This window comes from Bradyrhizobium sp. Ses1, from assembly GCF_059512365.1.
In genome coordinates this window covers 90,918-111,897 of the sequence record NZ_JCAMOQ010000023.1, presented here as the reverse complement: position 1 = coordinate 111,897, position 20,980 = coordinate 90,918, and the positions used below count along the sequence as shown (strand labels likewise).

The window sequence follows — 20,980 nt, the reverse complement described above, 5'->3', positions numbered from 1 at the left end:
CGCGAGTGGAAGGCGGCTTAGGCCGCCATCGCCTTGGTGAGGTTCTCGGCGACCTTGTCGAGGAAGCCGGTCGTGGACAGCCAGCGCTGGTCGGCGCCGACGAGGAGCGCGAGGTCCTTGGTCATGTAGCCGTCCTCGACCGTCTGGACGCAGACCTTCTCCAAGGCGTCGGCGAACTTCGCAAGCTCGGGGTTGTTGTCGAGCTTGGCGCGGTGGGCGAGGCCGCGCGTCCAGGCGAAGATCGAGGCGATCGAGTTGGTCGAGGTCTCTTTGCCCTTCTGGTGCTCGCGGTAGTGCCGGGTCACGGTGCCGTGGGCGGCCTCGGCTTCCACAGTCTTGCCGTCGGGGGTGAGCAGCACCGAGGTCATCAGGCCGAGCGAGCCATAGCCTTGCGCCACGGTGTCGGACTGGACGTCGCCGTCATAGTTCTTGCAGGCCCAGACATAGCCGCCGGACCATTTCAGCGCCGAGGCCACCATGTCGTCGATCAGGCGGTGCTCGTAGGTCAGGCCCTTGGCGTCGAACTCCTTCTTGAATTCGCGGTCGAAGACATCCTGGAAGATGTCCTTGAAGCGGCCGTCATAGACCTTGAGGATGGTGTTCTTAGTCGAGAGATAGACCGGATAGTTCCGCATCAGGCCGTAGTTGAAGGAGGCGCGGGCGAAGTCGATGATGGAGTCATCGAGGTTGTACATCTGCATCGCGACGCCGGAGCCGGGCGCCTTGAACACCTCTTTCTCGATCACGGTGCCGTCCTCGCCGACGAACTTCATCGACAGCGTGCCCTTGCCCGGGAATTTGATGTCGGTGGCGCGGTACTGGTCGCCATAGGCGTGGCGGCCGATGATGATCGGCTTGGTCCAGCCGGGAACCAGCCGCGGCACGTTCTTGCAGATGATCGGCTCGCGGAAGATCACGCCTCCCAGGATGTTGCGGATGGTGCCGTTCGGCGACTTCCACATCTCTTTGAGGCCGAACTCCTTCACCCGGGCTTCATCCGGGGTGATGGTGGCGCATTTGACGCCGACGCCGACCTTCTTGATCGCTTCGGCCGCATCGATCGTGACCTTGTCGTTGGTCTTGTCGCGGTACTCCATCCCCAGGTCGAAATACATCAGGTTGATATCAAGGAACGGGTGGATCAGCTTGTCCTTGATGTACTGCCAGATGATCCGGGTCATCTCGTCGCCATCGAGTTCGACGACGGGGTTGGTCACCTTGATTTTTGCCATGGGAATAGGGCCTCTTGGGGAACAGCACGCTTTGGGGCGCGACTAGCGGATTATCCTCGGGGCTATAGCACCGGGAACGCGCCGGCGGAAGCCAAGGGGTTATGCAGTTTCGGCTCATCTTTTAGCCGAGAATGCCGCCGCTATGTCTCATGCTTCAGGCGGCAGCGGAAGAGTGGAAGTGGAGTTGCGACGCTTCGCATCTCAGGTTTCGGATGAAGATTCAAGAACAGCCGTAAAGCCATTATTCCGCTTGAGAAATTTGCGCCCACGGGGCAATCCGGGCGTAGCAGGAAACTGGCACTCTGATTCAACTCCTTCAGGACCTGAATCAGATTGTTCAGAGATTGAATCAGGAAGCGAAGTTTTAAGATGTCCGGCACCGACAAGACCAAGACCGGCCACGACCTCAGGGGTCCCGTCGTGATCCTGGTCGAACCGCAGCTTGGCGAGAACATCGGGATGGCTGCGCGCGCGATGGGCAATTTCGCGCTGTCTCGGCTCCGGCTGGTCAATCCGCGCGACGGCTGGCCCAACATCGCCGCGCAGCGCGCCGCAGCGGGCGCCGACCATATTCTCGACCATGTGGAGCTGTTCGACACCGTCACCGAGGCTGTCGCCGATCTCGACCTGTTGTTCGCCACCACCGCCCGCGCCCATGACCAGGCCAAGCCGGTGGTCGGGCCGGAAGCGGCCGCGCGCGAGATCGTGGCGTATGTCGCCGCTGGCGGCGGGGCCGGCATCCTGTTCGGCCGCGAGCGCGCCGGACTGACCAACGAGGAGGTCGCGCTCGCCGACCGCATCGTCACCTTCCCGGTCAATCCCGGCTTTGCCTCGCTGAACCTCGCTCAGGCGGTGCTGCTGATGGGCTATGAGTGGTTCAAGCTCGCGACCACGGGCGTGCTGCCGTTCGCGATGCCTGAGCGATCCGAGCGCGCCTCCCAGCACCAGGTTCAGGCGTTCTTCGACAATCTGGTCGCCGAGCTCGACAAGGTCGAGTTCCTGCGGCCGCGCGAGAAGCGCGACACCATGCTGGTCAACCTGCGCAACATCTTCACCCGGATGGAGCCGACCAAGCAGGACATGCATACCCTGCACGGTGTGATCATGGCGATCGCCGAGGGACGCAAGGGGCCGGCCAAGGGCGGCGTGCTCGACGGCGAGCAGGCGACCCGGCTGCGGGCGCTCCTCGCCGAGCAGGGGCAGGGCGGCGGCGCCTCCGCCGATGCCAGCAGCACGGTGCGCGGACTGGCGCGGCTCCTCCGGCGCAACCCGACCGATGCGGAGCGCATCCTGTGGCAGGCGCTGACCAAGGATCGCCGCTTTGCCGGCCTGTTCAAGCGCCAGACCCCGGTGGGGCGTCATATCCCCGATTTCGTCTCCTTCATCCACCGGATCGCGATCGAGCTGGAAAACCCTGACGAGAGCGAGACCATCGTGGCCGACCGGGCCAAACGACGGGAATGGCTGGAGGAGCGGGACTATCGCGTGCTCAACCTGCGCGCGGCCGAAGTCGAGCGCGATCTGGCCGGCGAACTGGACCGGCTCGCATCGAACCTGCCAGCCCGGCGAGACGCTCCGTAGCCCGAGTGGAGCGCCAGCGTAACCCGGGACATCGGCGTCAGCGTTTGCGAGCGGCCCCGGGTTGCGCTGCGCTCCACCCGGGCTACGAGGCTACCAGGCTCGTCAAGTTTCAGGCCGCCATCCCGGCGGCCTTGGCCGCGCTGCTGTGTTGGAGCCGCTGCAGGGCGGCGAGGTTGATCTCGAAGGAAGCGAGGCAGCAGCGGGACTTGCCGGTGGATTTCGCTTCATAGAGCGCGGTATCGGCGGCCGAAAGCAGCTCCTCGGCCTCGGTGCCGTGCTCCGGCGACATCGCAACGCCGACGCTGACGCCGACCTGGACGCAAATCTCCTCGCCTAGCCGATAGGACATCGCGACCTCATCGATGATCCGATGTCCGATGGCGAGCGCCTGCTCTGCGGTGATGCTGTCGGCCAGCACGACGAATTCGTCGCCGCCCATGCGCGCGATGACGGCGCTATTGGGCAGGGCGCGGCGGAGCCGGTCGGCGACCAGTTGGAGCACCTTGTCGCCGGCCGCATGCCCGAAGGTGTCGTTGATCGGCTTGAAATTGTCGAGATCGAAGAACAGCACGGCAAAGGAGCCGTCGTCGCGACTGGAGGCCTCCAGCTTCCTGTTGAGAGCATCGACGATACCGGCGCGATTCCACAGGCCCGTGAGCGCATCGTGGTGGGCCATGTGGCCGTTCTCGCGCTCGGCGCGCATCGTCGCGATCAGCATCCTGTTGAGCCGGAAGGCCGCGTCCGTCATCGCCGCGAGATAGAGCGGCACCTGCAGGAACACGAGGTAAAGCAGCGGCTCGCCGGCAAGCGCGGCGCCGGGGACGATCGGGCCGAGGGCGAGCAGGATCATCGTCCCGGCCAATCGCGGTGCGCTGAAATTGCGGAAGCAGATGCCGCCGACCATCGCCGCCGCCGACAGGCAGGCGAGCAATGCGACGACCCGGTCGCCGCTGGCGAGGCTGACGGCCACGCCGTACCCGACGCTGGCGCTCCAGGCGACCGCGAGCAGCACATGCAGGTCGGTCGGGGTCCGGCGCCGGCCACGCGCCCGGCGATGGGCGACGACCAATACCGAAAGGCGGGCGAGGCAAATCGCGACTTCGAGGATGAACCAGGCGATGAACAATGCGGTCGGTTGCCGGATCGCGATCACGCCTGCCACCGCCATCGTGTTGACCGCGCCGGCCGCAAACACCGGTAGCGAGCCGTGGAGGTCGGCGATCAGCGCCGCGCGGATATCCTCAGGCGCGCCGGGACCGGCGTCGGCCAGCCAGCGCGTCACGCCCCAGCGCGGCCGGCTGTAAGGTCCCTTGTCGGACTTCATTGCAGAGCACCCCTGTCTTCCCGGGGTACAACAACACCGTGCCCGCCTAACAGGCTTTTAAGGCGCGCCCCGATCTCTTGCCGTGCTTGACGGGGGGTAAACCGGTCGCTGCCGCCCGGCAATTCCGAGCGCCTTGATCCGCGAGGCCAGCGTGGTCGGCTTCATGTCGAGCATTTCGGCCGCGCCGCCGGGGCCGAACACCTTGCCGGCGCAGGCTTCGAGCGCCGCGACGATGTTGGCGCGCTCGTGATCGCGCAGCTCCGCTGCCGTCATTACCGCGGGACGCGCGTCGGCCTTGGCGCGGGTCGAGCCCGGCGAGGCCTGGTTGCCGGGCACATCGGGCAGGTCGATGCGCAGCCGGCCGTTTTGGGCGAGGATCGCCGCGCGTTCGATCACGTTCTGCAATTCGCGGACATTGCCCGGCCAGTCGTAGCGGGCAAGGCGCCTGGCGTCGCCCTCCGACAGGCGCAGATCGGATCTCGGCGCCTTGCTTTCGCTGCTCAGGAAATGCTGCGCCAAGAGCGGGATGTCTTCGCGCCGCTCGCGCAAGGGCACCGATTCGATCGGAAACACGTTGAGACGGAAATAGAGATCCTCGCGAAACCGGCCGCGCTGCACCTCCTGCTTGAGGTCGCGGTTGGTGGCGGCGATCAGCCGCACATCCACGGTGCGGGTGCGCTCCTCGCCGACCCGCTCGAAATTGCCTTCCTGCAGCACGCGCAGCAGCTTGCCCTGCAGCTCCAGCGGGATTTCGCCGACCTCGTCGAGAAACAGCGTGCCGCCGTCGGCCAGCTCGAACCGGCCGATGCGGTCGCGCGTCGCGCCCGTGAAGGCGCCGCGGACATGGCCGAAGAATTCGCTCTCGAACAATTCGCGCGGGATCGCGGCGCAGTTGACGCGGATCAGCGGCCGATCGGAGCGGCTGCTCGCTTCATGGATGGCGCGCGCGATCAGCTCCTTGCCGGTGCCGGACTCGCCTGTGATCATCACCGCCGCCGACGTCGGCGCCACCAGCTTGACCTGGCGCAGCGTCTTCTGGATCGCCTCGCTCTGGCCGATGATGCCGCGCGGATTGGTCTCGATGCGGATTTCTTCCTGCAGGTAGGCGTTTTCCAGCTCCAGCCGCTCGCGCAGGCGATCGACCTCGGCAAGTGCGGCGTGCAGCTTCTCGTCCGCCTCGCGCCGGTGGCTGACGTCGCGAAACACCACGACGGCGCCGACCACGACGCCGCGGTCGCGGATCGGCGTCGAGGTATATTCGACCCAGACCGGCGAGCCGTCTTTGCGCCAGAACACTTCGCCGTCGACTTGGTGGACGGCGCCGTCGCGGAACGCCGCATAGATCGGGCAATCATGATCGGGATAGTGCCGCCCGTCATGATGAGTGTGATGGACGACAGGGTGGATCTCCTTGCCCACCAATTCCTCGGCGGTCCAGCCCAGCATCCGTTCGGCGGCTGGGTTGACGAAAGTGGTCTTTCCTTCCGCGTTGACGCCGTAGATGCCTTCGCCGGCGGCGCGCAGGATCAACTGGTTCTCGCGCTCGATGTCCTGGAAGACGCGCTCGACCCGCTGCCAGGTGGCGATGCCGCTGCGCATGTGGTCCTCGGCGGCGGCATCGACATAGCGCCGGCGGCGCGCGTCGAGGTCGCTCATCGTCAGCAGCATCAGCGTACGCCCGTCATGCGGCACCACGCAGCCGGCATATTCGATCCGAAGATTCTGTCCGGTCGCATGTCGTGGTGTCAGCGCATCGGTCCAGTACGCGCCCTTGTCGAGCACCGCCTGGGTGAAGACGATCAAAGCCGGCAATTGGCCTGCATGCAGCGTGCTCACCTTGGTCTGGCGCAGCAGCGCGCGGTCATAGCCGAGCAGGGAACAGGCGGCGGGGTTGGCGTCGAGGATCACGTCGGCATCGGGATCGAGCAGCAGCGTCGGCTCGATCGAGCACTCGAAGGCAGCGGCACGCAGGTTCGCATCGTATGCGCTCGCGGTCGCGCTGAGAGCCAGGTCCATCGTGCACGTCGCCCCGAAAAATCGTAATTTGATTACGATTTTTCGTGTATCACGAGTTTTTGTAGTCGCCAAGGCGCCGATAAAAGCCTGCGACATCAATGTCATCGGCTCAAAAAAGAGGCTGGCACGGAGCTTGCGTAAATCCTTTGGCAAACGCCGCGCAGGAGGTCCGATGTCCATCTTCGACAATCCATTCGATCTCGACCGCAATCTCCGCACCGGCTGCAGTTGCGGCCGCCATCTCAGCGAAGCCGAGCACCGCCATGCCGAACTGGCGCTGCGCTGTGAGCCTGCGGAGAGCGAGGACAAGCGTTACGAGGGCGTCGTCGCCTCAGCCGTGATGCGCGCGGTGTTTCCGCAGGACGCGACCCGGCGCGTCTTCCTGAAGTCGGTCGGCGCCTCCACGGCGCTCGCGGCGTTGTCGCAGTTCTTCCCGATCAAGGCGGCGACCGAGGTGTTCGCACAAGGCGCTGCGCCCGAGAAGAAGGACCTCAAGGTCGGTTTCATCCCGATCACCTGCGCGACGCCGATCATCATGGCCGCGCCGATGGGCTTCTACGCCAAGCACGGATTGAACGTCGAAGTCATCAAGACCGCCGGCTGGGCTGTCATCCGCGACAAGACCATCAACAAGGAATACGACGCCGCGCACATGCTGTCGCCGATGCCGCTCGCGATCACCATGGGCGTCGGCTCCAACCCGCTGCCCTACACGATGCCGGCGGTCGAGAACATCAATGGGCAGGCGATCACGCTTGCGATCAAGCACAAGGACAAGCGCGATCCCAAGGATTGGAAGGGCTTCAAGTTCGCCGTACCCTTCGACTATTCGATGCACAATTACTTGCTGCGTTACTATCTCGCCGAGCACGGCCTCGACCCCGACGTCGATGTGCAGATCCGCGCGGTGCCGCCGCCGGAGATGGTCGCCAATCTCCGCGCCGACAATATCGACGGCTTCCTCGGGCCCGATCCGATGAATCAGCGCGCGGTCTATGACGGCGCCGGCTTCATCCACATCCTGACCAAGGACATCTGGGAGGGCCATCCCTGCTGCGCCTTCGCGGCATCGAAGGAGTTCGTCACCTCGATGCCGAACACCTATGGCGCGCTCCTGAAATCGATCATCGAGGCCACCGCGTTCGCGCACAAGGCCGAGAACCGCAAGCAGATTGCGGAAGCGATCGCGCCGGCGAATTACCTGAACCAGCCGCAGATCGTGCTCGAGCAGATCCTGACGGGCACCTTCGCCGACGGTCTCGGCAACGTCGTCACGCAGCCGGGCCGCGTCGATTTCGATCCCTTCCCCTGGCAGTCGTTCGCCGTCTGGATCATGACGCAGATGAAGCGCTGGGGGCAGATCAAGGGTGATGTCGATTACAAGGCGGTGGCCGAACAGGTCTATCTCGCCACCGACACCGGCAAGCTGATGGCCGAGATCGGGCTGACGCCGCCGACGACCACGTACAAGTCGTTCGCGGTGATGGGCAAGACATTCGATCCCGCCAAGCCCGACGATTATCTCGCCAGCTTCAAGATCAGGAAGGCGTCGTGAGGGCGCTCCCGCTTACGGGGAGAGGGAGATGATGAACTCCCTTCGCCTGCGCGCGGCGATCGTCTCGATCGTGCTGTTCGCCGCCGTCATCGGCGTCTGGCATCTTGCGACCCGCAGCACCGGTCCGGCCACCAACATGAGCCCGGAATACGCGAAGCTGATGGGGCTCACCGCCACGCAAGGCAAATCGGCGATGCCGGGTCCGCTCGATGTCGGCGCCAAATTGTGGGAGCACTTGAGGCGCCCGTTCTACGACAACGGGCCGAACGACAAGGGGCTTGGCATCCAGCTCGCTTATTCGATCGGCCGCGTCGGGCTCGGCTATCTGATTGCGGTCCTGGTCGCGATCCCGCTCGGCTTCCTGATCGGCATGTCGCCGTTGATCAGCCGGGCGCTCGACCCGTTCATCCAGGTCTTGAAGCCGATCTCGCCGCTCGCCTGGATGCCGCTCGCGCTCTACACCATCAAGGATTCGTCGATTTCAGCGATCTTCGTGATCTTCATCTGCTCGGTGTGGCCGATGCTGCTCAACACCGCGTTCGGCGTCGCCGGCGTGCGCAAGGAATGGATCAACGTCGCGCGCACGCTCGAAGTCGGCACCGTCAGGCGCGCCTTCACCGTGATCCTGCCGGCCGCGGCGCCGACGATCCTGACGGGCATGCGGATCTCGATCGGCATCGCCTGGCTCGTGATCGTCGCTGCCGAAATGCTCGTCGGCGGCACCGGCATCGGTTATTTCGTCTGGAACGAGTGGAACAACCTCTCGATCACCAATGTCATCATCGCTATCCTCATGATCGGGATCGTCGGCATGCTGCTCGACCAGATCCTCGCGCGCTTCACGCGCATGGTCACGTTTCCGGAGTAGGGCGATGACCGACAAATTCATCTCGATCGAAGGCATCGCGCGGCGTTATCCGGGCGCGGGAGGCGGCACCACCACCGTGTTCGAGGACTTGTGGCTCGCGATGGCGCGCGGCGAATTCGGCTGCGTGATCGGCCATTCCGGCTCCGGCAAGACCACGGTGCTCAACATCCTGGCAGGCCTCGACGAGCCGAGCGAGGGCGCCGTGATCGTCGATGGGCAGGCGATCGAGGGCACGAGCCTCGACCGTGCCGTGATCTTCCAGAGCCACGCGCTATTGCCCTGGCGCACCGTGCTCGGCAATGTCGCCTACGCCGTCAGCTCGAAATGGCGCAAATGGGACCGCGCCCGAGTCAAGGCGCATGCGCAGAAGTTCATCGATCTGGTCGGCCTCGCCGGCTCGGAGCACAAGCGTCCCTCCGAACTGTCCGGCGGCATGAAGCAGCGCGTCGGCATTGCGCGGGCGCTGTCGATCACGCCGAAGATCATGCTGATGGACGAGCCGTTCTCGGCGCTGGACGCGCTGACGCGCGGCACGCTCCAGGACGAGGTGCGGCGCATTTGTCTCGAGACCGGGCAGACCGCGTTCATGATCACCCACGACGTCGACGAGGCGATCTATCTCGCCGACAAGATATTCCTGATGACCAACGGCCCGGGCGCCGTGCTGGCCGAGATCGTCGAAAATCCGTTGCCCAAGGATCGCGGCCGCATAGATCTGCACCGCCATCCCTATTACTACGCGCTCCGCAACCACATCATCGATTTCCTGGTCAGCCGCAGCAAGAGCTTTGCGGCTGATGCCACCGACCACGACCCGCGCAACGTGCCGACGGTGCGGCCGGGTTTGCCTGAATTGGCGATCGCATCGGACGCCGAGCCGCCAACCGAGACGTCATGGCCGGGCCTGTCCCGGCCATCCACGTCTTCCTGAATCCGATCAACAATTTGGATGCCCGGGATAAGCCGGGGCATGACGAGCAGAAGGAGACCCTGACATGAAACGTTCCGACCTCACCGAAAAGCTGCTCGACATCAAGCGCGAGAAGGGCTGGAGCTGGAAATACATCTGCGAGCAGATCGGCGGCTATTCCGAGGTGCTGATAACAGGCGCGATCCTCGGCCAAATGAAGTTGACCAAGCCGCAGGCCGCGAACGCCGGCGAACTGTTCGGCCTGTCCAAGTCGGAAATCGCGATGCTGAACGAGACGCCGATGCGCGGGGAGGGCGTGCCGATGCCGCCGACCGATCCCTTGATCTACCGCTTCTACGAGCTCGTGATGGTCAATGGCCCGGCCTGGAAGGCGCTGATCGAGGAGGAGTTCGGCGACGGCATCATGTCGGCGATCGACTTCGACATGGTGATGGAGCGCCTGCCGAGTCCCAAGGGCGACCGCGTCAAGTTCACGATGTCCGGAAAATTCCTGCCGTACAAATATTACGGCGCCAGCGGCAACGTACCGGAGTACGGGTTCAAAGAGGGATAGACAATACGGCGGTTAACGCGGGATGAAGTGGTGCATCGATTTTTCGCGGCATGGGTTCGTCTTGTTGCAATCCAAGGTCGCTATAGACCGGCGCGTCACTTCAACCGCAAGGGTCCGCCATAATGTCGCCGATGCGCCTTCTTCTCCCGGCAGCTATAGGCCTGCTGTTCCTGATCGCTCCTGCTTTCGCCCAGACGCCGGGGCAGCGGATCGTCGTCGCGCAATCCGGCAGCTCTCCGCGCCAGGAGGGGGCGGTGCGGGTTCAGAGCTCGATCAATTTCTTTATCGCCGGTCCGACCGGAGAGGGGGATGAGGCGTAGAAGCTCCGTGAACGCGCGCGCCGCATCGTCTATGAGATGGCGGCGCGCGAATGTGATCTGCTGCGGGAAGTGCTGGCCAAGGACTGCCGGATGGAATCGGTGACCAGCAACATCAACATCAACCGGCAATTTGGTCAGCAGCAGGAGGGCTTGACCAACAACGGCTCGATGAGCTTTCAAATCACGTTGAAATAGCCCCGAGCAGCAGGGGCCTATGCCCCCGCCTTCACCTGCGCCACGGCCTGGACCAGCAGTTCGTCCATCTTGGCGCGGATTTGAGCTTCCGTGATGGCCTCGCCCTTCGCGGTGAGGTCCTTGAAGACCTTCTGCAGCACGTCCTGGTCGCCGGCTTCCTCGAAATCGGCGGCAACCACTTCCTTGGCGTAGGTGTTGGCGGCATCGCCCGCGAGGCCAAGCTTTTCCGCCGCCCACATGCCTAACAACTTGTTGCGGCGCGCCTCGGCCTTGAATTTCTGCTCCTCGTCGAGGGCGAATTTCTTCTCAAAACCTTCCTCGCGCTTATCGAATGTGGTCATCGGTGGTTCCAATTGCTGCTGACGGACGAATGGAGCTTGCGTTGCGGCAGCCCCGGCGGATGCCTAGATAGAAGGGACGAATCGGCAAGACAACGAGCCGTTAAGCCGCAGGCAGAATGGCAGATTTTGGCGCCCTAATCCAAGGCGGATAAGTCGGCCATAAAGGGTCCGGGTCGATTGTGCTGGATGGGCCAATCGGATAGGTTGCCATACGGCTTGGTTCTTGTTCTGTTTGGGGTTCCAGGCTTCCGCGGCAGCTCCGTCGTGGGTCGCGATCCCTAGTCAACCGGAGCACACCAGATTCATGGATTTCAACAAAACACGGTACATCCCAATGAGCCGTCGACGCCGCATTTATGAAGGCAAGGCCAAGGTCCTTTACGAAGGTCCCGAGCCCGGAACCCTCATCCAGCACTTCAAGGACGACGCGACCGCGTTCAATGCCAAGAAACACCAGGTGATCGAGGGCAAGGGCGTCCTCAACAACCGGATTTCGGAGTACCTGTTTCAGCACCTCAATGACATCGGGGTGCCGACGCACTTCATCCGTCGCCTCAACATGCGCGAGCAATTGATTCGCGAGGTCGAGATCGTGCCGCTGGAAGTGGTGGTGCGGAACGTCGCTGCCGGCTCGCTGTCGCAGCGCCTCGGTATCGAGGAAGGTACGCAGTTGCCGCGCTCGATCATCGAATTCTACTACAAGAACGACCAGCTCAACGACCCCATGGTGTCGGAAGAGCATATCACCGCCTTCGGCTGGGCGACGCCGCAGGAGATCGACGACATCATGGCGCTCGCTATCCGGGTCAACGACTTCCTGACCGGGCTTTTCCTGGGGATCGGCATCCGACTGGTCGACTTCAAGATGGAATGCGGGCGGTTGTTTGAGAACGAAATGATGCGGATCATCGTCGCCGACGAGATCTCGCCCGATTCGTGCCGGCTGTGGGACATCAAGTCGAACGAGAAGCTCGACAAGGACCGTTTCCGCAGGGATCTCGGCGGGCTGCTGGAAGCCTATACCGAGGTGGCAAAGCGGCTCGGCATCCTCATGGAGAACGAGCGGCCGGCGGGCTCCGGTCCGGTGCTGGTGAAGAGCTGAGAGGGGCTAGGTTTAAGTGAAGGCACGCGTCACCGTTACGTTGAAATCCGGCATCCTCGATCCCCAAGGCAAGGCGATCGAGGGCGCCCTGAAATCGCTCGGCGTCGATGGTGTCGCCAGCGTCCGCCAGGGCAAGGTGTTCGACATCGAGCTCTCCGGCTCCGACCGCGCCAAGGCGGAAGCCGCGCTGAAAGAGGCGGCCGACAGGCTGCTCGCCAATACCGTGATCGAGAATTATCGGGTCGAACTGCTCTGATGAAATCCGCCGTCCTCGTCTTTCCCGGCATCAATCGCGAGCGCGACATGGCGCGGGCGCTCAAGCTCATCTCGGGCAAGGAGCCGGCGATGGTCTGGCATGCCGAGACCTCGCTGCCTGAAGGCACCGACCTCGTCGTGGTGCCCGGCGGCTTCTCCTACGGCGATTACTTGCGCTGCGGCGCGATTGCAGCGCGGGCGCCGATCATGAACGCGGTGCGCGACTACGCCGGCAAGGGCGGTCTCGTGCTCGGCGTCTGCAACGGCTTTCAGATCCTCTGCGAATCCGGCCTGCTGCCGGGCGTGTTGATGCGCAATGCGGGATTGAAGTTCATCTGCCACGACGTGCATCTGCGCGTCGAACGCTCCGACACGCCGTTCACCCGCGGCTACAATGCCGGCCAGGTGATCCGCGTCCCGGTCGCCCATGGCGAGGGCAATTACGAGGCGGATGAAGAGACGATCAAGCGATTGGAAGGCGAGGGACGGGTGCTCTATCGCTACTGCTCGCCGGACGGCGTGGTCGACGAGCGCCACAATATCAATGGCGCCGCGCAATCGATCGCCGGCATCGTCAACGACGGCAGCAATGTGCTCGGCATGATGCCCCATCCGGAAAATCACGTCGAGGACATCATGGGCTGCACCGACGGCCGCGGCCTGTTTGCGGGCCTGGTCCAGCATCTGGAAAAGGCCGCGTGAAGTCGGTCGTCGCGAGGTGGCTCGCGGCGATTGCGTCGCTTTGGCTTGCGACTACGGCGCACGCCCAGGATTTCCCGAAACACCCCATCACCATGATCGTGCCGTTCGCGGCCGGCGGCACCTCCGACGTGATTGCGCGCGTGGTTGCCGAGCAGATGAGCGTGGCGCTAGGGCAGCCGATCGTGATCGAGAATGTCGCGGGCGCCGGCGGCTCGACCGCGCTGTCCCGGGCCGCGCGTGCGGAGCCGGATGGCTACACGATTGCGATCGGCAACGCCGGCACCAGCGCCGCCACCTACACGATCTATCCGAAACTGCCGTTTACGCCGGACTCCTTTGTGCCGTTCGCGGTGGTCGCAAAGACCTTTGGCATCATTGCTTTGCGCAAGGATTTTCCCGCCAAGGATCTGCAGCAGTTCATCGCTTACGCGAAGAAGAATCCCGGCAAGATCAATCTTGGCCATGCCGGCGTCGGCTCCTCGAATTACCTGATCTGCAAGAGTTTTGTGAACGCCGCCGGAATCGACGTGACGCTGGTCGGCTATCGCGGGGCTGCGCCAGCGCTGACGGATGCGATCGGCGGCCAGATCGACGGCGTTTGCGATGCGGCGGCCTCGGTGTCGCAGGCGATCAACGAGAAGCTGGTGAAGGGACTCGTGGTCGGCTCGACCGTGCGGCTTGCGACGCTGCCTGATCTGCCGACCTCGGCAGAAGCAGGCCTGCCCGAATTCGAGGCGCAGGGCTGGAACGGGTTATTCGCGCCAAAGGGTACGCCGCCCGAGATCATCGCCAAATTGAACGCCGCGGCGCGGACCGCCGTGGAGAGCGAGGCGGTGAAAAAACGCTTCACCGATCTGTCGACGGTTGCGCCCGACGCCAACGAGCATGCGCCGGACGTGCTGCAACAGCTCGTCGCGCGCGATGTCGAGAAATACAAGAAGCTGCTGGCGGACGACCAGAAATAGGCGGCCCGCTCTGCTGGCCTGAAACTTGCCCGTACTCCCCCGATCCAGGCACGGATCTTTCCGATCGTTGGGCGGGAGGACTTTTATGCTTATTCGCAAGGCTTGCTGCACGTTCACGCTCACCGCTGCGCTGCTTTCGTCGCATGCGGCAATGGCCGAAACCACGCTGCGCATCGGCATGACGGCATCCGATATCCCCACGGCGACCGGGCTGCCGAACAACGGCTTCGAAGGAATGCGCTTTCTCGGCTACCCGATCTTCGAGGGATTGGTGCTGTGGGATTTGACCAGGACCGACAAATTGGCCAGCTTGCGTCCGGGGCTTGCGGAGAAATGGGAACAGGATCCCGAGGACAACAAGACCTGGATCTTCCATCTGCGCCATGGCGTCAAATTCCACGACGGCACGGATTTCAATGCGGATGCCGTGATCTGGAATCTCGAGCGCTATTTCAACACGTCCAGCCCGCAATTCGAGCCCGCGAGTTCGGCGATGTCGCGAGCGCGCGTTCCCGTGATGGGCAGCTACAAGAAGATCGATGCCTTCACGGTCGCCATCACCACGACCAAGCCGGCGTCCTATTTCCCCTACATGGCGGTCTATCTTCTGTTCACATCGCCGGCTTCGTTCGAAAAGGCGGGGCGGGATTGGGCCAACGTCGCGACTTTGCCCGCGGCCGGTACCGGACCGTTCCGCATCACCAAGGTCGTGCCGCGTCAGGAGGCGGATCTGATGCGCTGGGATGGGTATTGGGACGCGAGCAAAAGGGCGAAGGTCGACAACGTCGTGCTCATGCCGATCCCTGAAGCGAACTCGCGCTTGGCCGCGCTTCGCTCCGGTCAGGCCGACTGGATCGAGGTGCCGCCGGCCGACGGCGTCGCCTCGCTGAAATCGGCGGGCTTCACCATCACCACCGGCTCCTATCCCCATGTCTGGCCGTGGTTCTACAATATCGGCGCGACCAACAGCCCCTTCAAGGACGTGAAAGTCCGCCAGGCCCTGAACTATTGCATCGACCGCGATGGACTCGTTGCACTGCTGAATGGGACCGCGGAGCCTTCGGTGGGCTGGCTCAAGGCCAGCGACCCCGATTTCGGCTCGCCAGCGAACCGCTACAAGTTCGACCCCGCCAAGGGCAAGGCGCTGCTCGCCGAGGCCGGATACACGGCGGCGAAGCCATTGTCCTTCAAGATGCTGATCTCGAATTCCGGCTCGGGCCAGATGCTGCCTTTGCCGATGAACGAATTCCTGCAGCAAAACCTGAAAGAGGCGTGCGGTGTGAACGTGGCCTTCGACGTGATCGAATGGCAGGTTCTGTTGACCGCCGCGCGGGCGACGCCGGATAGTCCCACTTTGCAGGGCGCCATGGGGCTCAATATCTCGTCGCCATCCTCCGATGCCGGCATCATGGCGCGCTATTTCTCGTCCGAGAATTTTTCGCCGAACGGGTTCAATTTCGAGCAGTGGAAGGACCCTGAGTTCGACGATGCGCTCAAGACGATCTCGGAGGCCACCGACCCCAAGGTGATCGCGGCCGCCTATCGCAAGGCGCATGAACGCCTCGTCGACAACCCGCCCTGGCTCTACATCGTGCACGATCTCAACCCGCGCGCGATGAGCCCGAAGGTCAAGGGATTCGTCTCGCCGCAATCGTGGTTCGTCGATCTGACCCTGGTGAGCCTGCAGTAAAGGTTTTCGAGGCCCTCAGCCCCTCAGCCGCATCCGCAGCCAGTTTAGGGCGAGCCTGTAACGGTCGCCCGGAACGGTCATCGCGGCTACGCCCGCCATGACGAGCACAAGCCCGAGGGTGAGGTTCGAGGGTACAGCTTCGCCGAGCAGCACTACCGACAGGCCAACGCCGATCGGGATGCGCAGGTAGCCTTGCGCGTTGGTAATCAGCGTGCCGAGGCGGGAGAGGCACATGTAGAACAGCATCAGGCCGATCGCGCTGGAGAAGATGCCCATGGTCGTGACGGCGGCGAGCGCCTGCGGCGTCGGATGCAGCGTCCAGGGATGTTCGACGACGATGGCGGCTGGCAGCAGCACGAGGCCGCCGAACAACAGCGAGCCGGCGGCAACCACCATCGGGTCGTAGTCGGACAGGCGCAGGCCGAAGATCGTGGCACACGCGAAGGAGATGGTGGCGAGCAGGATTGCCATCTCGGCAAAGATCTCGCTGCCGAGGCCACCGAGCGCATCGAGGCCGATGATCACGGCGGTGCCGGCGAGGCCAAGGATCGCCCCAGCGAGCTTCAACAGCGTCGCCGGCTCATGCCGCGTGATGGCCCAGGTGATCAGGAAGGCAAAAATCGGCGTGGTCGAGGCGAGCACCACGGTGGGGGCCGCCGCCACATATTGCTGCGCCCAGGTGATCACCAGGAACGGGACTGTCGAGTTGATGGTCTGCTGGAAGGCAAACAGCTTCCACGCCTTGGCGTCGGTCGGAATGCGACGGCCGCGGATGCGCAGGATCACCAGGAGGAACAGCGCCGCGATCAGGGAGCGGGCGGAGATGAAGGTGATCGGCGGGATCGAGCCGAGACCGATCTTGGTCAAGGGATAAGTCGAACTCCAGCAGCAGGCGAGCGCGAGCAGCAGCGCATAATCCTGCCAGCGATGGTGCGGCCGCTTCAGCGCTGATCGTGCAGACGTCTCCACGGCAGCCGTCACGCTACCCGTCCTTAATGTGCTCTTCGGCACCTCTTGCTCCCGGCGCATTGGCGCGCTGGAGCCAGTCTTAGCCTGAGAGCGCAAAAAGGAAAGGCGGGAGCTATGCGCTGGCCTCAAGCGGCGCCTTCAGCTTCACCCGCTTGATCGTCCCGGAGAAGGTGAACAGCGAGCGCTCACCCGTTTTCAGCATGCCGCGCAGGAAGATCAGCGAACCGCCCGCGCGGGTCACTTCGCCCACGCATTCGACCAATTCGCCCTCGCGTGCCGCGTCGAGGAATTCGCAGGAGAATGCCACCGTCACGCCCGGGCCTTCCAATTCGGCCGAGGCGATCGCGAACAGGCAGTAATCCGCAAAGGCCATGAAGCAGCCGCCATGGACGTTGCGCATGCCGTTGAGATGCTTTTTCTCCACCCGGAACGCGCACTGCACGCGGCCGTTCTCATCCATCCGGTGCCAGAACGGGCCGATATGGCTCTCGAAGCTGTCCCGGATCCAGGTGCGCCAGCCCTTGAATTCGCCGTCGGTCGCGACATGCAGGTCGGGGCGGCGGAGGAATGCAGTCTTGGAGAGGTCGTTCACGCTGGCAGGCTTTCAAAATTGAGTTCCGGTCCTTAAATCCGATCCTGTCCGTTTCTGCAAATCGTCAGCCCGCGGCCCGCCGCCGCAAAGCTCTGGACAGGGCGGAAAAGCGCCATAAAAGGCCTTTGCCCGCACCGCCGATCTACCTAATAAGGGACCCATGAACGAGCCCCAAATCACCCCCGAACTTGTCGCCGCCCACGGGCTCAAGCCTGACGAGTATGAGCGCATCCTGAAATTGATCGGGCGGGTGCCGAGCTTCACCGAGCTCGGGATATTCTCGGCGATGTGGAACGAGCACTGCTCGTACAAGTCCTCGCGCATCCATCTGCGTGGACTGCCCACCAAGGCGCCATGGGTGATCCAGGGGCCGGGCGAGAATGCCGGCGTGATCGACATCGGCGACGGCCAGGCCGTGGTCTTCAAGATGGAGAGCCACAACCACCCGAGCTATATCGAGCCCTATCAGGGCGCGACCACCGGCGTCGGCGGCATTTTACGCGATGTGTTCACGATGGGCGCACGCCCCATCGCCTGCCTCAATGCGCTGAGCTTTGGCGCGCCGGAGCATCCGAAGACGCGCCATCTCGTCTCGGGCGTGGTCGCCGGGGTCGGCGGCTACGGAAATTCCTTCGGCGTGCCGACGGTCGGCGGGCAGGTTCGCTTCCACACCCGCTATGACGGCAACATCCTGGTCAATGCGATGGCGGTCGGTCTCGCCGACGCCGACAAGATCTTCTATGCGGCGGCCTCCGGCGTGAACATGCCGATCGTCTATCTCGGCTCGAAGACCGGCCGCGACGGCATCCATGGCGCCTCGATGGCCTCGGCCGAGTTCGACGACAATTCCGAGGAGAAGCGGCCGACCGTGCAGGTCGGCGATCCCTTCGCGGAGAAGCTGTTGCTCGAGGCCTGCCTCGAGATCATGGAAAAGGGCTGCGTGATCGCGATCCAGGACATGGGCGCGGCGGGGCTCACCTGCTCGGCGGTCGAGATGGGCGCCAAGGGCGATCTCGGCGTCGATCTCGATCTCGACGCGGTGCCGACACGCGAGACCGGCATGAGCGCCTACGAGATGATGCTCTCGGAAAGCCAGGAGCGCATGCTCATGGTCCTCAAGCCCGAGAAGGAGCAGGAAGCCGAGGCGATCTTCCGCAAATGGGGCCTCGATTTCGCGGTGGTCGGCTACACCACGCCGACCAAGCGGTTCGTTGTCAAGCATGGCGGCGACGTCATGGCGGATCTGCCGATCAAGGAGCTTGGCGACGAGGCGCCGGTCTACGACCGCCCGCACACGGCTTCCGCCGCGCAGCCCGTGATCCATGCGCGCGACGTCGAGGCGCCGCTTGGCATTCCGCAGGCGCTGGAGAAGCTGATCGGCACGCCCGAGCTGTGCTCGAAGCGCTGGGTGTGGGAGCAATACGATCACGTCATCCTGGGCAACACCGTGCAGCGCCCCGGCGGCGATGCGGCTGTTGTCCGCGTGCAGGATGGGCCGAAGGGGCTTGCGATGACGGTCGACGTGACGCCGCGCTATTGCGAGGCCGATCCTTATCAGGGCGGCAAGCAGGCAGTGGCGGAAGCCTGGCGCAACATCACCGCGGTGGGCGGCAAGCCGCTCGCGATCACCGACAATCTCAATTTCGGCAATCCTGAGCGGCCCGAGATCATGGGCCAGTTCGTCGGCTGCCTGCAGGGCATTTCCGAAGCTTGCCGCGCGCTGGACTTCCCGGTCGTTTCCGGCAACGTCTCGCTCTACAACGAGACCAACGGCCGCGCCATTCTGCCGACGCCCTCGATCGGTGGTGTCGGCGTGCTCGACGATTTCGCCAAGTCCGCGACGCTCGCGTTCAAGGCGGAAGGCGAGGCGATCCTCTTGATCGGCGAGACCCATGGCTGGCTCGGCCAGTCCGTCTATCTGCGCGACATCTGCGGCCGCGAGGAGGGCGCACCGCCGCCGATCGATCTCGCCGCCGAGAAGCGTAACGGCGATGTCGTGCGCGGGATGATCCACGGTGGTACCGCGACCGCGGTGCATGACATCTCCGACGGCGGGCTGTTGATCGCGCTCGCCGAGATGGCGATCGCAAGCGGCATCGGCGCGCGGTTGTTGGCAGCACCGACGGCGCTGGTGCCGCACGCCTACTGGTTCGGCGAAGATCAGGCGCGCTATATCGTTACCGTACCGGAGGCTGACGCCGGCCGTGTGCTTGCGAAGATGCGGGGTTGCGGCATGCCGTGCGCGCGCATCGGCACCACCGGCGGCGACGCGATCTCAATCGTAGGCGAAACGCCGGTGGCGATCACGACGCTGAACGAAGCGTTCGAGCGCTGGTTGCCGGCCTATATGAGCGGCAAGGCGGCGTAGGGGCGCCGCGTTCTATCCGCTGTCATTGCGAGCGGAGCGAAGCAATCCATGTCGCCACTTGTGGAGCTATGGATTGCTTCGTTGCTGTCGCTCCTCGCAATGACGGCGGAGAGGGCGGCGTCACAACACGTGCTTCGCGCCTGGAATCTTCCGCAAGCCCGCCGTCGCCGCCCAGCTCAGCAGCACCGTCAGCGCAAACGCGATGGCCGCCTTCACGATCGCCGGCCAATTGAAATCAAACATCCAATATTGCAGCCAGAGCACGATCGGATAGTGCACCAGGAACATGCCATAGGCATCAGGCTGCATCGGATCGAGGATGCTCCGGCCGGATTGTTTGAATCGCAGGAAATAGGCCAGGATCACGAACATGATGGCGACGCTGAAGGAAGCGAAGAAGAGACCGTAGGTCGCCTCATACCAGTCCGGCAGACGTACCGGATTGCCCAGGATTTCGCGCTTGATGTAAATCAGCACCCACATCAGGCAATACGGAACCAGCGCCACGACCGCCCAGCCCCAGCTACTCTTCGCAAGCCGGCCGTCTGCAGCCAGCAGACCGCGATCCAAATACATGGCGCCTATGCCTGCACCGAAAAAGAAGTAGGTCGCATAGAGCAGCACGCGGCCGTGCTGGACCGAGAACGGTCCGAACTCGAACCAGCTCCCTGCCCCAAAGTGAACGCGCCCCGGAATGTAGAGCACGGCAGTGACCGCGAGCATGACCACGAAGAACAGGGTGGGCCGTTCGCGCCCCTGCAGCGACAGGCGATTGATCGGATCGATGATTTTGGGTGACAGCAGATACGCCGCGCTCGCAACGAGGTCGAAGGCGAGCAAGATCCAGAGAAACCAGATCGGGCCGCTCGGCCACGGCCCGACGGTGATTGTTTTCCACCAGAACTCGGAGAAGCTCAGATCCGGAGTTTGACGCAGCGCAAAGGAGTAGTAGGCCAGCGGAATGAGCGTGAACGCGCAGATCACGAAGGGCAGGCCAAGTCGAACCAGGCGATCGAGCAAGTATTGCACCGGCCCCTTCCGAGACAGGCCCGGCCACACGAACAGTCCCGACAGGAAGAAGAACATCGCCATGAAGAAGCTGTCGGTGGCGAGCACGATCATGTCGAAAACGATCGAGTACTTGGGATCGGTGTGTCCGAAATACGTATAGGGAATCACCGAGTGATGCAGCAGCACGACCAGCGTCAGGAACGTGCGGGTACGATCGAGCGCGGCGTTGCGCGCTTTTGCTTTCGGTGCAGCGTGAGCTTCCGCGGTCGCCATGGTGTGGGAGATCGAGCTCATATGCGCCCCCCTCTCAGAGGTGATCGGTGGTGATGTTGCAATCCGGAACCGGATTGGGCAAGGCCCAATCGCTGCAATCCGGAAACGTCGATGTGATTGCACGGTCGCCGAAACAA

At 63.6% G+C, this 20,980-nt stretch carries 20 protein-coding genes; 13 read left to right on the top strand and 7 right to left on the bottom strand.

Translation table 11 applies throughout. The annotated features are described in order from the left end of the window. Window positions 1–17 precede the first annotated feature (17 nt). Complete coding sequence (locus AC5ZG5_RS25025; protein ID WP_456644471.1) at window positions 18–1,232, bottom strand: NADP-dependent isocitrate dehydrogenase; 1,215 nt, start codon at window positions 1,230–1,232, stop codon at window positions 18–20. 369 nt (window positions 1,233–1,601) lie between these two features. On the opposite strand from AC5ZG5_RS25025, the gene AC5ZG5_RS25020 reads away from it, so the two are divergent. Further along, on the top strand, window positions 1,602–2,813 hold the full coding sequence (locus tag AC5ZG5_RS25020; protein WP_456644470.1) for a TrmJ/YjtD family RNA methyltransferase: 1,212 nt from the start codon (window positions 1,602–1,604) through the stop codon (window positions 2,811–2,813). Between the two features lie 109 nt (window positions 2,814–2,922). On the opposite strand, the gene AC5ZG5_RS25015 is transcribed toward AC5ZG5_RS25020, so the two are convergent. Together AC5ZG5_RS25015 and AC5ZG5_RS25010 are read right to left on the bottom strand one after the other, a co-directional pair. Further along, a complete protein-coding gene (locus AC5ZG5_RS25015) occupies window positions 2,923–4,137 on the bottom strand; it encodes a diguanylate cyclase (RefSeq protein ID WP_456644469.1) in 1,215 nt (404 codons plus the stop codon). A 57-nt stretch (window positions 4,138–4,194) separates the two neighbouring features. Then, window positions 4,195–6,153, bottom strand: a complete 1,959-nt coding sequence (locus tag AC5ZG5_RS25010; protein WP_456644468.1) for a sigma-54 interaction domain-containing protein — start codon at window positions 6,151–6,153, stop codon at window positions 4,195–4,197. A 172-nt stretch (window positions 6,154–6,325) separates the two neighbouring features. Between AC5ZG5_RS25010 and AC5ZG5_RS25005 the strand changes: the two genes are divergently transcribed. The 6 genes from AC5ZG5_RS25005 (at window position 6,326) to AC5ZG5_RS24980 (ending at window position 10,575) form a co-directional block, all read left to right on the top strand. After that, window positions 6,326–7,708, top strand: a complete 1,383-nt coding sequence (locus AC5ZG5_RS25005) for a CmpA/NrtA family ABC transporter substrate-binding protein (protein WP_456644467.1) — start codon at window positions 6,326–6,328, stop codon at window positions 7,706–7,708. A gap of 28 nt (window positions 7,709–7,736) precedes the next feature. Next, window positions 7,737–8,576, top strand: a complete 840-nt coding sequence (gene ntrB / locus AC5ZG5_RS25000) for a nitrate ABC transporter permease (protein ID WP_456644466.1) — start codon at window positions 7,737–7,739, stop codon at window positions 8,574–8,576. A gap of 4 nt (window positions 8,577–8,580) precedes the next feature. Beyond that, on the top strand, window positions 8,581–9,507 hold the full coding sequence (locus AC5ZG5_RS24995) for an ABC transporter ATP-binding protein (RefSeq protein ID WP_456644465.1): 927 nt from the start codon (window positions 8,581–8,583) through the stop codon (window positions 9,505–9,507). Between the two features lie 64 nt (window positions 9,508–9,571). After that, window positions 9,572–10,060, top strand: coding sequence for a cyanase (gene cynS / locus AC5ZG5_RS24990; protein WP_456644464.1), 489 nt, complete (start codon window positions 9,572–9,574; stop codon window positions 10,058–10,060). Between the two features lie 131 nt (window positions 10,061–10,191). Further along, window positions 10,192–10,380, top strand: coding sequence for a hypothetical protein (locus AC5ZG5_RS24985; protein ID WP_456644463.1), 189 nt, complete (start codon window positions 10,192–10,194; stop codon window positions 10,378–10,380). A 36-nt stretch (window positions 10,381–10,416) separates the two neighbouring features. Beyond that, window positions 10,417–10,575 (top strand): hypothetical protein, encoded by a 159-nt coding sequence (locus AC5ZG5_RS24980; protein ID WP_456644462.1) that lies wholly within the window; start codon window positions 10,417–10,419, stop codon window positions 10,573–10,575. A 17-nt stretch (window positions 10,576–10,592) separates the two neighbouring features. Here the strand turns inward: AC5ZG5_RS24980 and AC5ZG5_RS24975 are convergent, their stop codons facing one another. Next, window positions 10,593–10,916: a DUF1476 domain-containing protein gene (locus AC5ZG5_RS24975; protein WP_028166375.1), complete on the bottom strand. Its 324-nt coding sequence runs from the start codon at window positions 10,914–10,916 to the stop codon at window positions 10,593–10,595. A 334-nt stretch (window positions 10,917–11,250) separates the two neighbouring features. On the opposite strand from AC5ZG5_RS24975, the gene purC reads away from it, so the two are divergent. The 5 genes from purC (at window position 11,251) to AC5ZG5_RS24950 (ending at window position 15,630) form a co-directional block, all read left to right on the top strand. Beyond that, a complete protein-coding gene (gene purC / locus AC5ZG5_RS24970; RefSeq protein WP_008974302.1) occupies window positions 11,251–12,018 on the top strand; it encodes a phosphoribosylaminoimidazolesuccinocarboxamide synthase in 768 nt (255 codons plus the stop codon). Window positions 12,019–12,034: 16 nt separating this feature from the next. Then, entirely contained in the window at window positions 12,035–12,274 is a 240-nt protein-coding gene (gene purS, locus AC5ZG5_RS24965; RefSeq protein WP_028166376.1) for a phosphoribosylformylglycinamidine synthase subunit PurS, read from the top strand. Continuing rightward, on the top strand, window positions 12,274–12,975 hold the full coding sequence (gene purQ, locus AC5ZG5_RS24960; RefSeq protein ID WP_456644461.1) for a phosphoribosylformylglycinamidine synthase subunit PurQ: 702 nt from the start codon (window positions 12,274–12,276) through the stop codon (window positions 12,973–12,975). Before purS ends, purQ begins: the two co-directional genes overlap by 1 nt. Then, window positions 12,972–13,940, top strand: coding sequence for a tripartite tricarboxylate transporter substrate binding protein BugD (locus AC5ZG5_RS24955; RefSeq protein WP_165435241.1), 969 nt, complete (start codon window positions 12,972–12,974; stop codon window positions 13,938–13,940). The genes purQ and AC5ZG5_RS24955 overlap by 4 nt, the downstream gene beginning before the upstream one ends. 85 nt (window positions 13,941–14,025) lie before the next feature. Then, the gene (locus tag AC5ZG5_RS24950; protein WP_456644460.1) at window positions 14,026–15,630 is read left to right on the top strand and encodes an ABC transporter substrate-binding protein; all 1,605 of its coding nucleotides are present in this window, start codon (window positions 14,026–14,028) and stop codon (window positions 15,628–15,630) included. A 15-nt stretch (window positions 15,631–15,645) separates the two neighbouring features. Here the strand turns inward: AC5ZG5_RS24950 and AC5ZG5_RS24945 are convergent, their stop codons facing one another. Continuing rightward, window positions 15,646–16,641, bottom strand: a complete 996-nt coding sequence (locus tag AC5ZG5_RS24945; protein WP_245474742.1) for a DMT family transporter — start codon at window positions 16,639–16,641, stop codon at window positions 15,646–15,648. A gap of 70 nt (window positions 16,642–16,711) precedes the next feature. Beyond that, the gene (locus AC5ZG5_RS24940) at window positions 16,712–17,191 is read right to left on the bottom strand and encodes a PaaI family thioesterase (RefSeq protein WP_208828604.1); all 480 of its coding nucleotides are present in this window, start codon (window positions 17,189–17,191) and stop codon (window positions 16,712–16,714) included. Between the two features lie 160 nt (window positions 17,192–17,351). Between AC5ZG5_RS24940 and purL the strand changes: the two genes are divergently transcribed. Beyond that, the gene (gene purL / locus AC5ZG5_RS24935; RefSeq protein WP_130226215.1) at window positions 17,352–19,559 is read left to right on the top strand and encodes a phosphoribosylformylglycinamidine synthase subunit PurL; all 2,208 of its coding nucleotides are present in this window, start codon (window positions 17,352–17,354) and stop codon (window positions 19,557–19,559) included. Window positions 19,560–19,679: 120 nt separating this feature from the next. Here purL and AC5ZG5_RS24930 read toward each other — a convergent pair whose 3' ends face one another. Next, a complete protein-coding gene (locus AC5ZG5_RS24930) occupies window positions 19,680–20,864 on the bottom strand; it encodes an acyltransferase family protein (RefSeq protein ID WP_456644459.1) in 1,185 nt (394 codons plus the stop codon). Between the last annotated feature and the right edge of the window lie 116 nt (window positions 20,865–20,980).

What these genes read in the sequence shown, in the direction of transcription:
- purQ (WP_456644461.1), top strand. Translation starts at nt 12,274, where the DNA reads ATGAAATCCGCCGTCCTCGTCTTTCCCGGCATCAATCGCGAGCGCGAC.
- ntrB (WP_456644466.1), top strand. Translation starts at nt 7,737, where the DNA reads ATGATGAACTCCCTTCGCCTGCGCGCGGCGATCGTCTCGATCGTGCTG.
- AC5ZG5_RS25005 (WP_456644467.1), top strand. Translation starts at nt 6,326, where the DNA reads ATGTCCATCTTCGACAATCCATTCGATCTCGACCGCAATCTCCGCACC.
- AC5ZG5_RS24950 (WP_456644460.1), top strand. Translation starts at nt 14,026, where the DNA reads ATGCTTATTCGCAAGGCTTGCTGCACGTTCACGCTCACCGCTGCGCTG.
- AC5ZG5_RS25020 (WP_456644470.1), top strand. Translation starts at nt 1,602, where the DNA reads ATGTCCGGCACCGACAAGACCAAGACCGGCCACGACCTCAGGGGTCCC.
- AC5ZG5_RS24980 (WP_456644462.1), top strand. Translation starts at nt 10,417, where the DNA reads ATGGCGGCGCGCGAATGTGATCTGCTGCGGGAAGTGCTGGCCAAGGAC.
- AC5ZG5_RS24930 (WP_456644459.1), bottom strand. Translation starts at nt 20,864, where the DNA reads ATGAGCTCGATCTCCCACACCATGGCGACCGCGGAAGCTCACGCTGCA.
- AC5ZG5_RS25015 (WP_456644469.1), bottom strand. Translation starts at nt 4,137, where the DNA reads ATGAAGTCCGACAAGGGACCTTACAGCCGGCCGCGCTGGGGCGTGACG.
- AC5ZG5_RS24985 (WP_456644463.1), top strand. Translation starts at nt 10,192, where the DNA reads ATGCGCCTTCTTCTCCCGGCAGCTATAGGCCTGCTGTTCCTGATCGCT.
- AC5ZG5_RS24995 (WP_456644465.1), top strand. Translation starts at nt 8,581, where the DNA reads ATGACCGACAAATTCATCTCGATCGAAGGCATCGCGCGGCGTTATCCG.
- AC5ZG5_RS25010 (WP_456644468.1), bottom strand. Translation starts at nt 6,153, where the DNA reads ATGGACCTGGCTCTCAGCGCGACCGCGAGCGCATACGATGCGAACCTG.
- purL (WP_130226215.1), top strand. Translation starts at nt 17,352, where the DNA reads ATGAACGAGCCCCAAATCACCCCCGAACTTGTCGCCGCCCACGGGCTC.
- purC (WP_008974302.1), top strand. Translation starts at nt 11,251, where the DNA reads ATGAGCCGTCGACGCCGCATTTATGAAGGCAAGGCCAAGGTCCTTTAC.
- AC5ZG5_RS24975 (WP_028166375.1), bottom strand. Translation starts at nt 10,916, where the DNA reads ATGACCACATTCGATAAGCGCGAGGAAGGTTTTGAGAAGAAATTCGCC.
- cynS (WP_456644464.1), top strand. Translation starts at nt 9,572, where the DNA reads ATGAAACGTTCCGACCTCACCGAAAAGCTGCTCGACATCAAGCGCGAG.
- AC5ZG5_RS25025 (WP_456644471.1), bottom strand. Translation starts at nt 1,232, where the DNA reads ATGGCAAAAATCAAGGTGACCAACCCCGTCGTCGAACTCGATGGCGAC.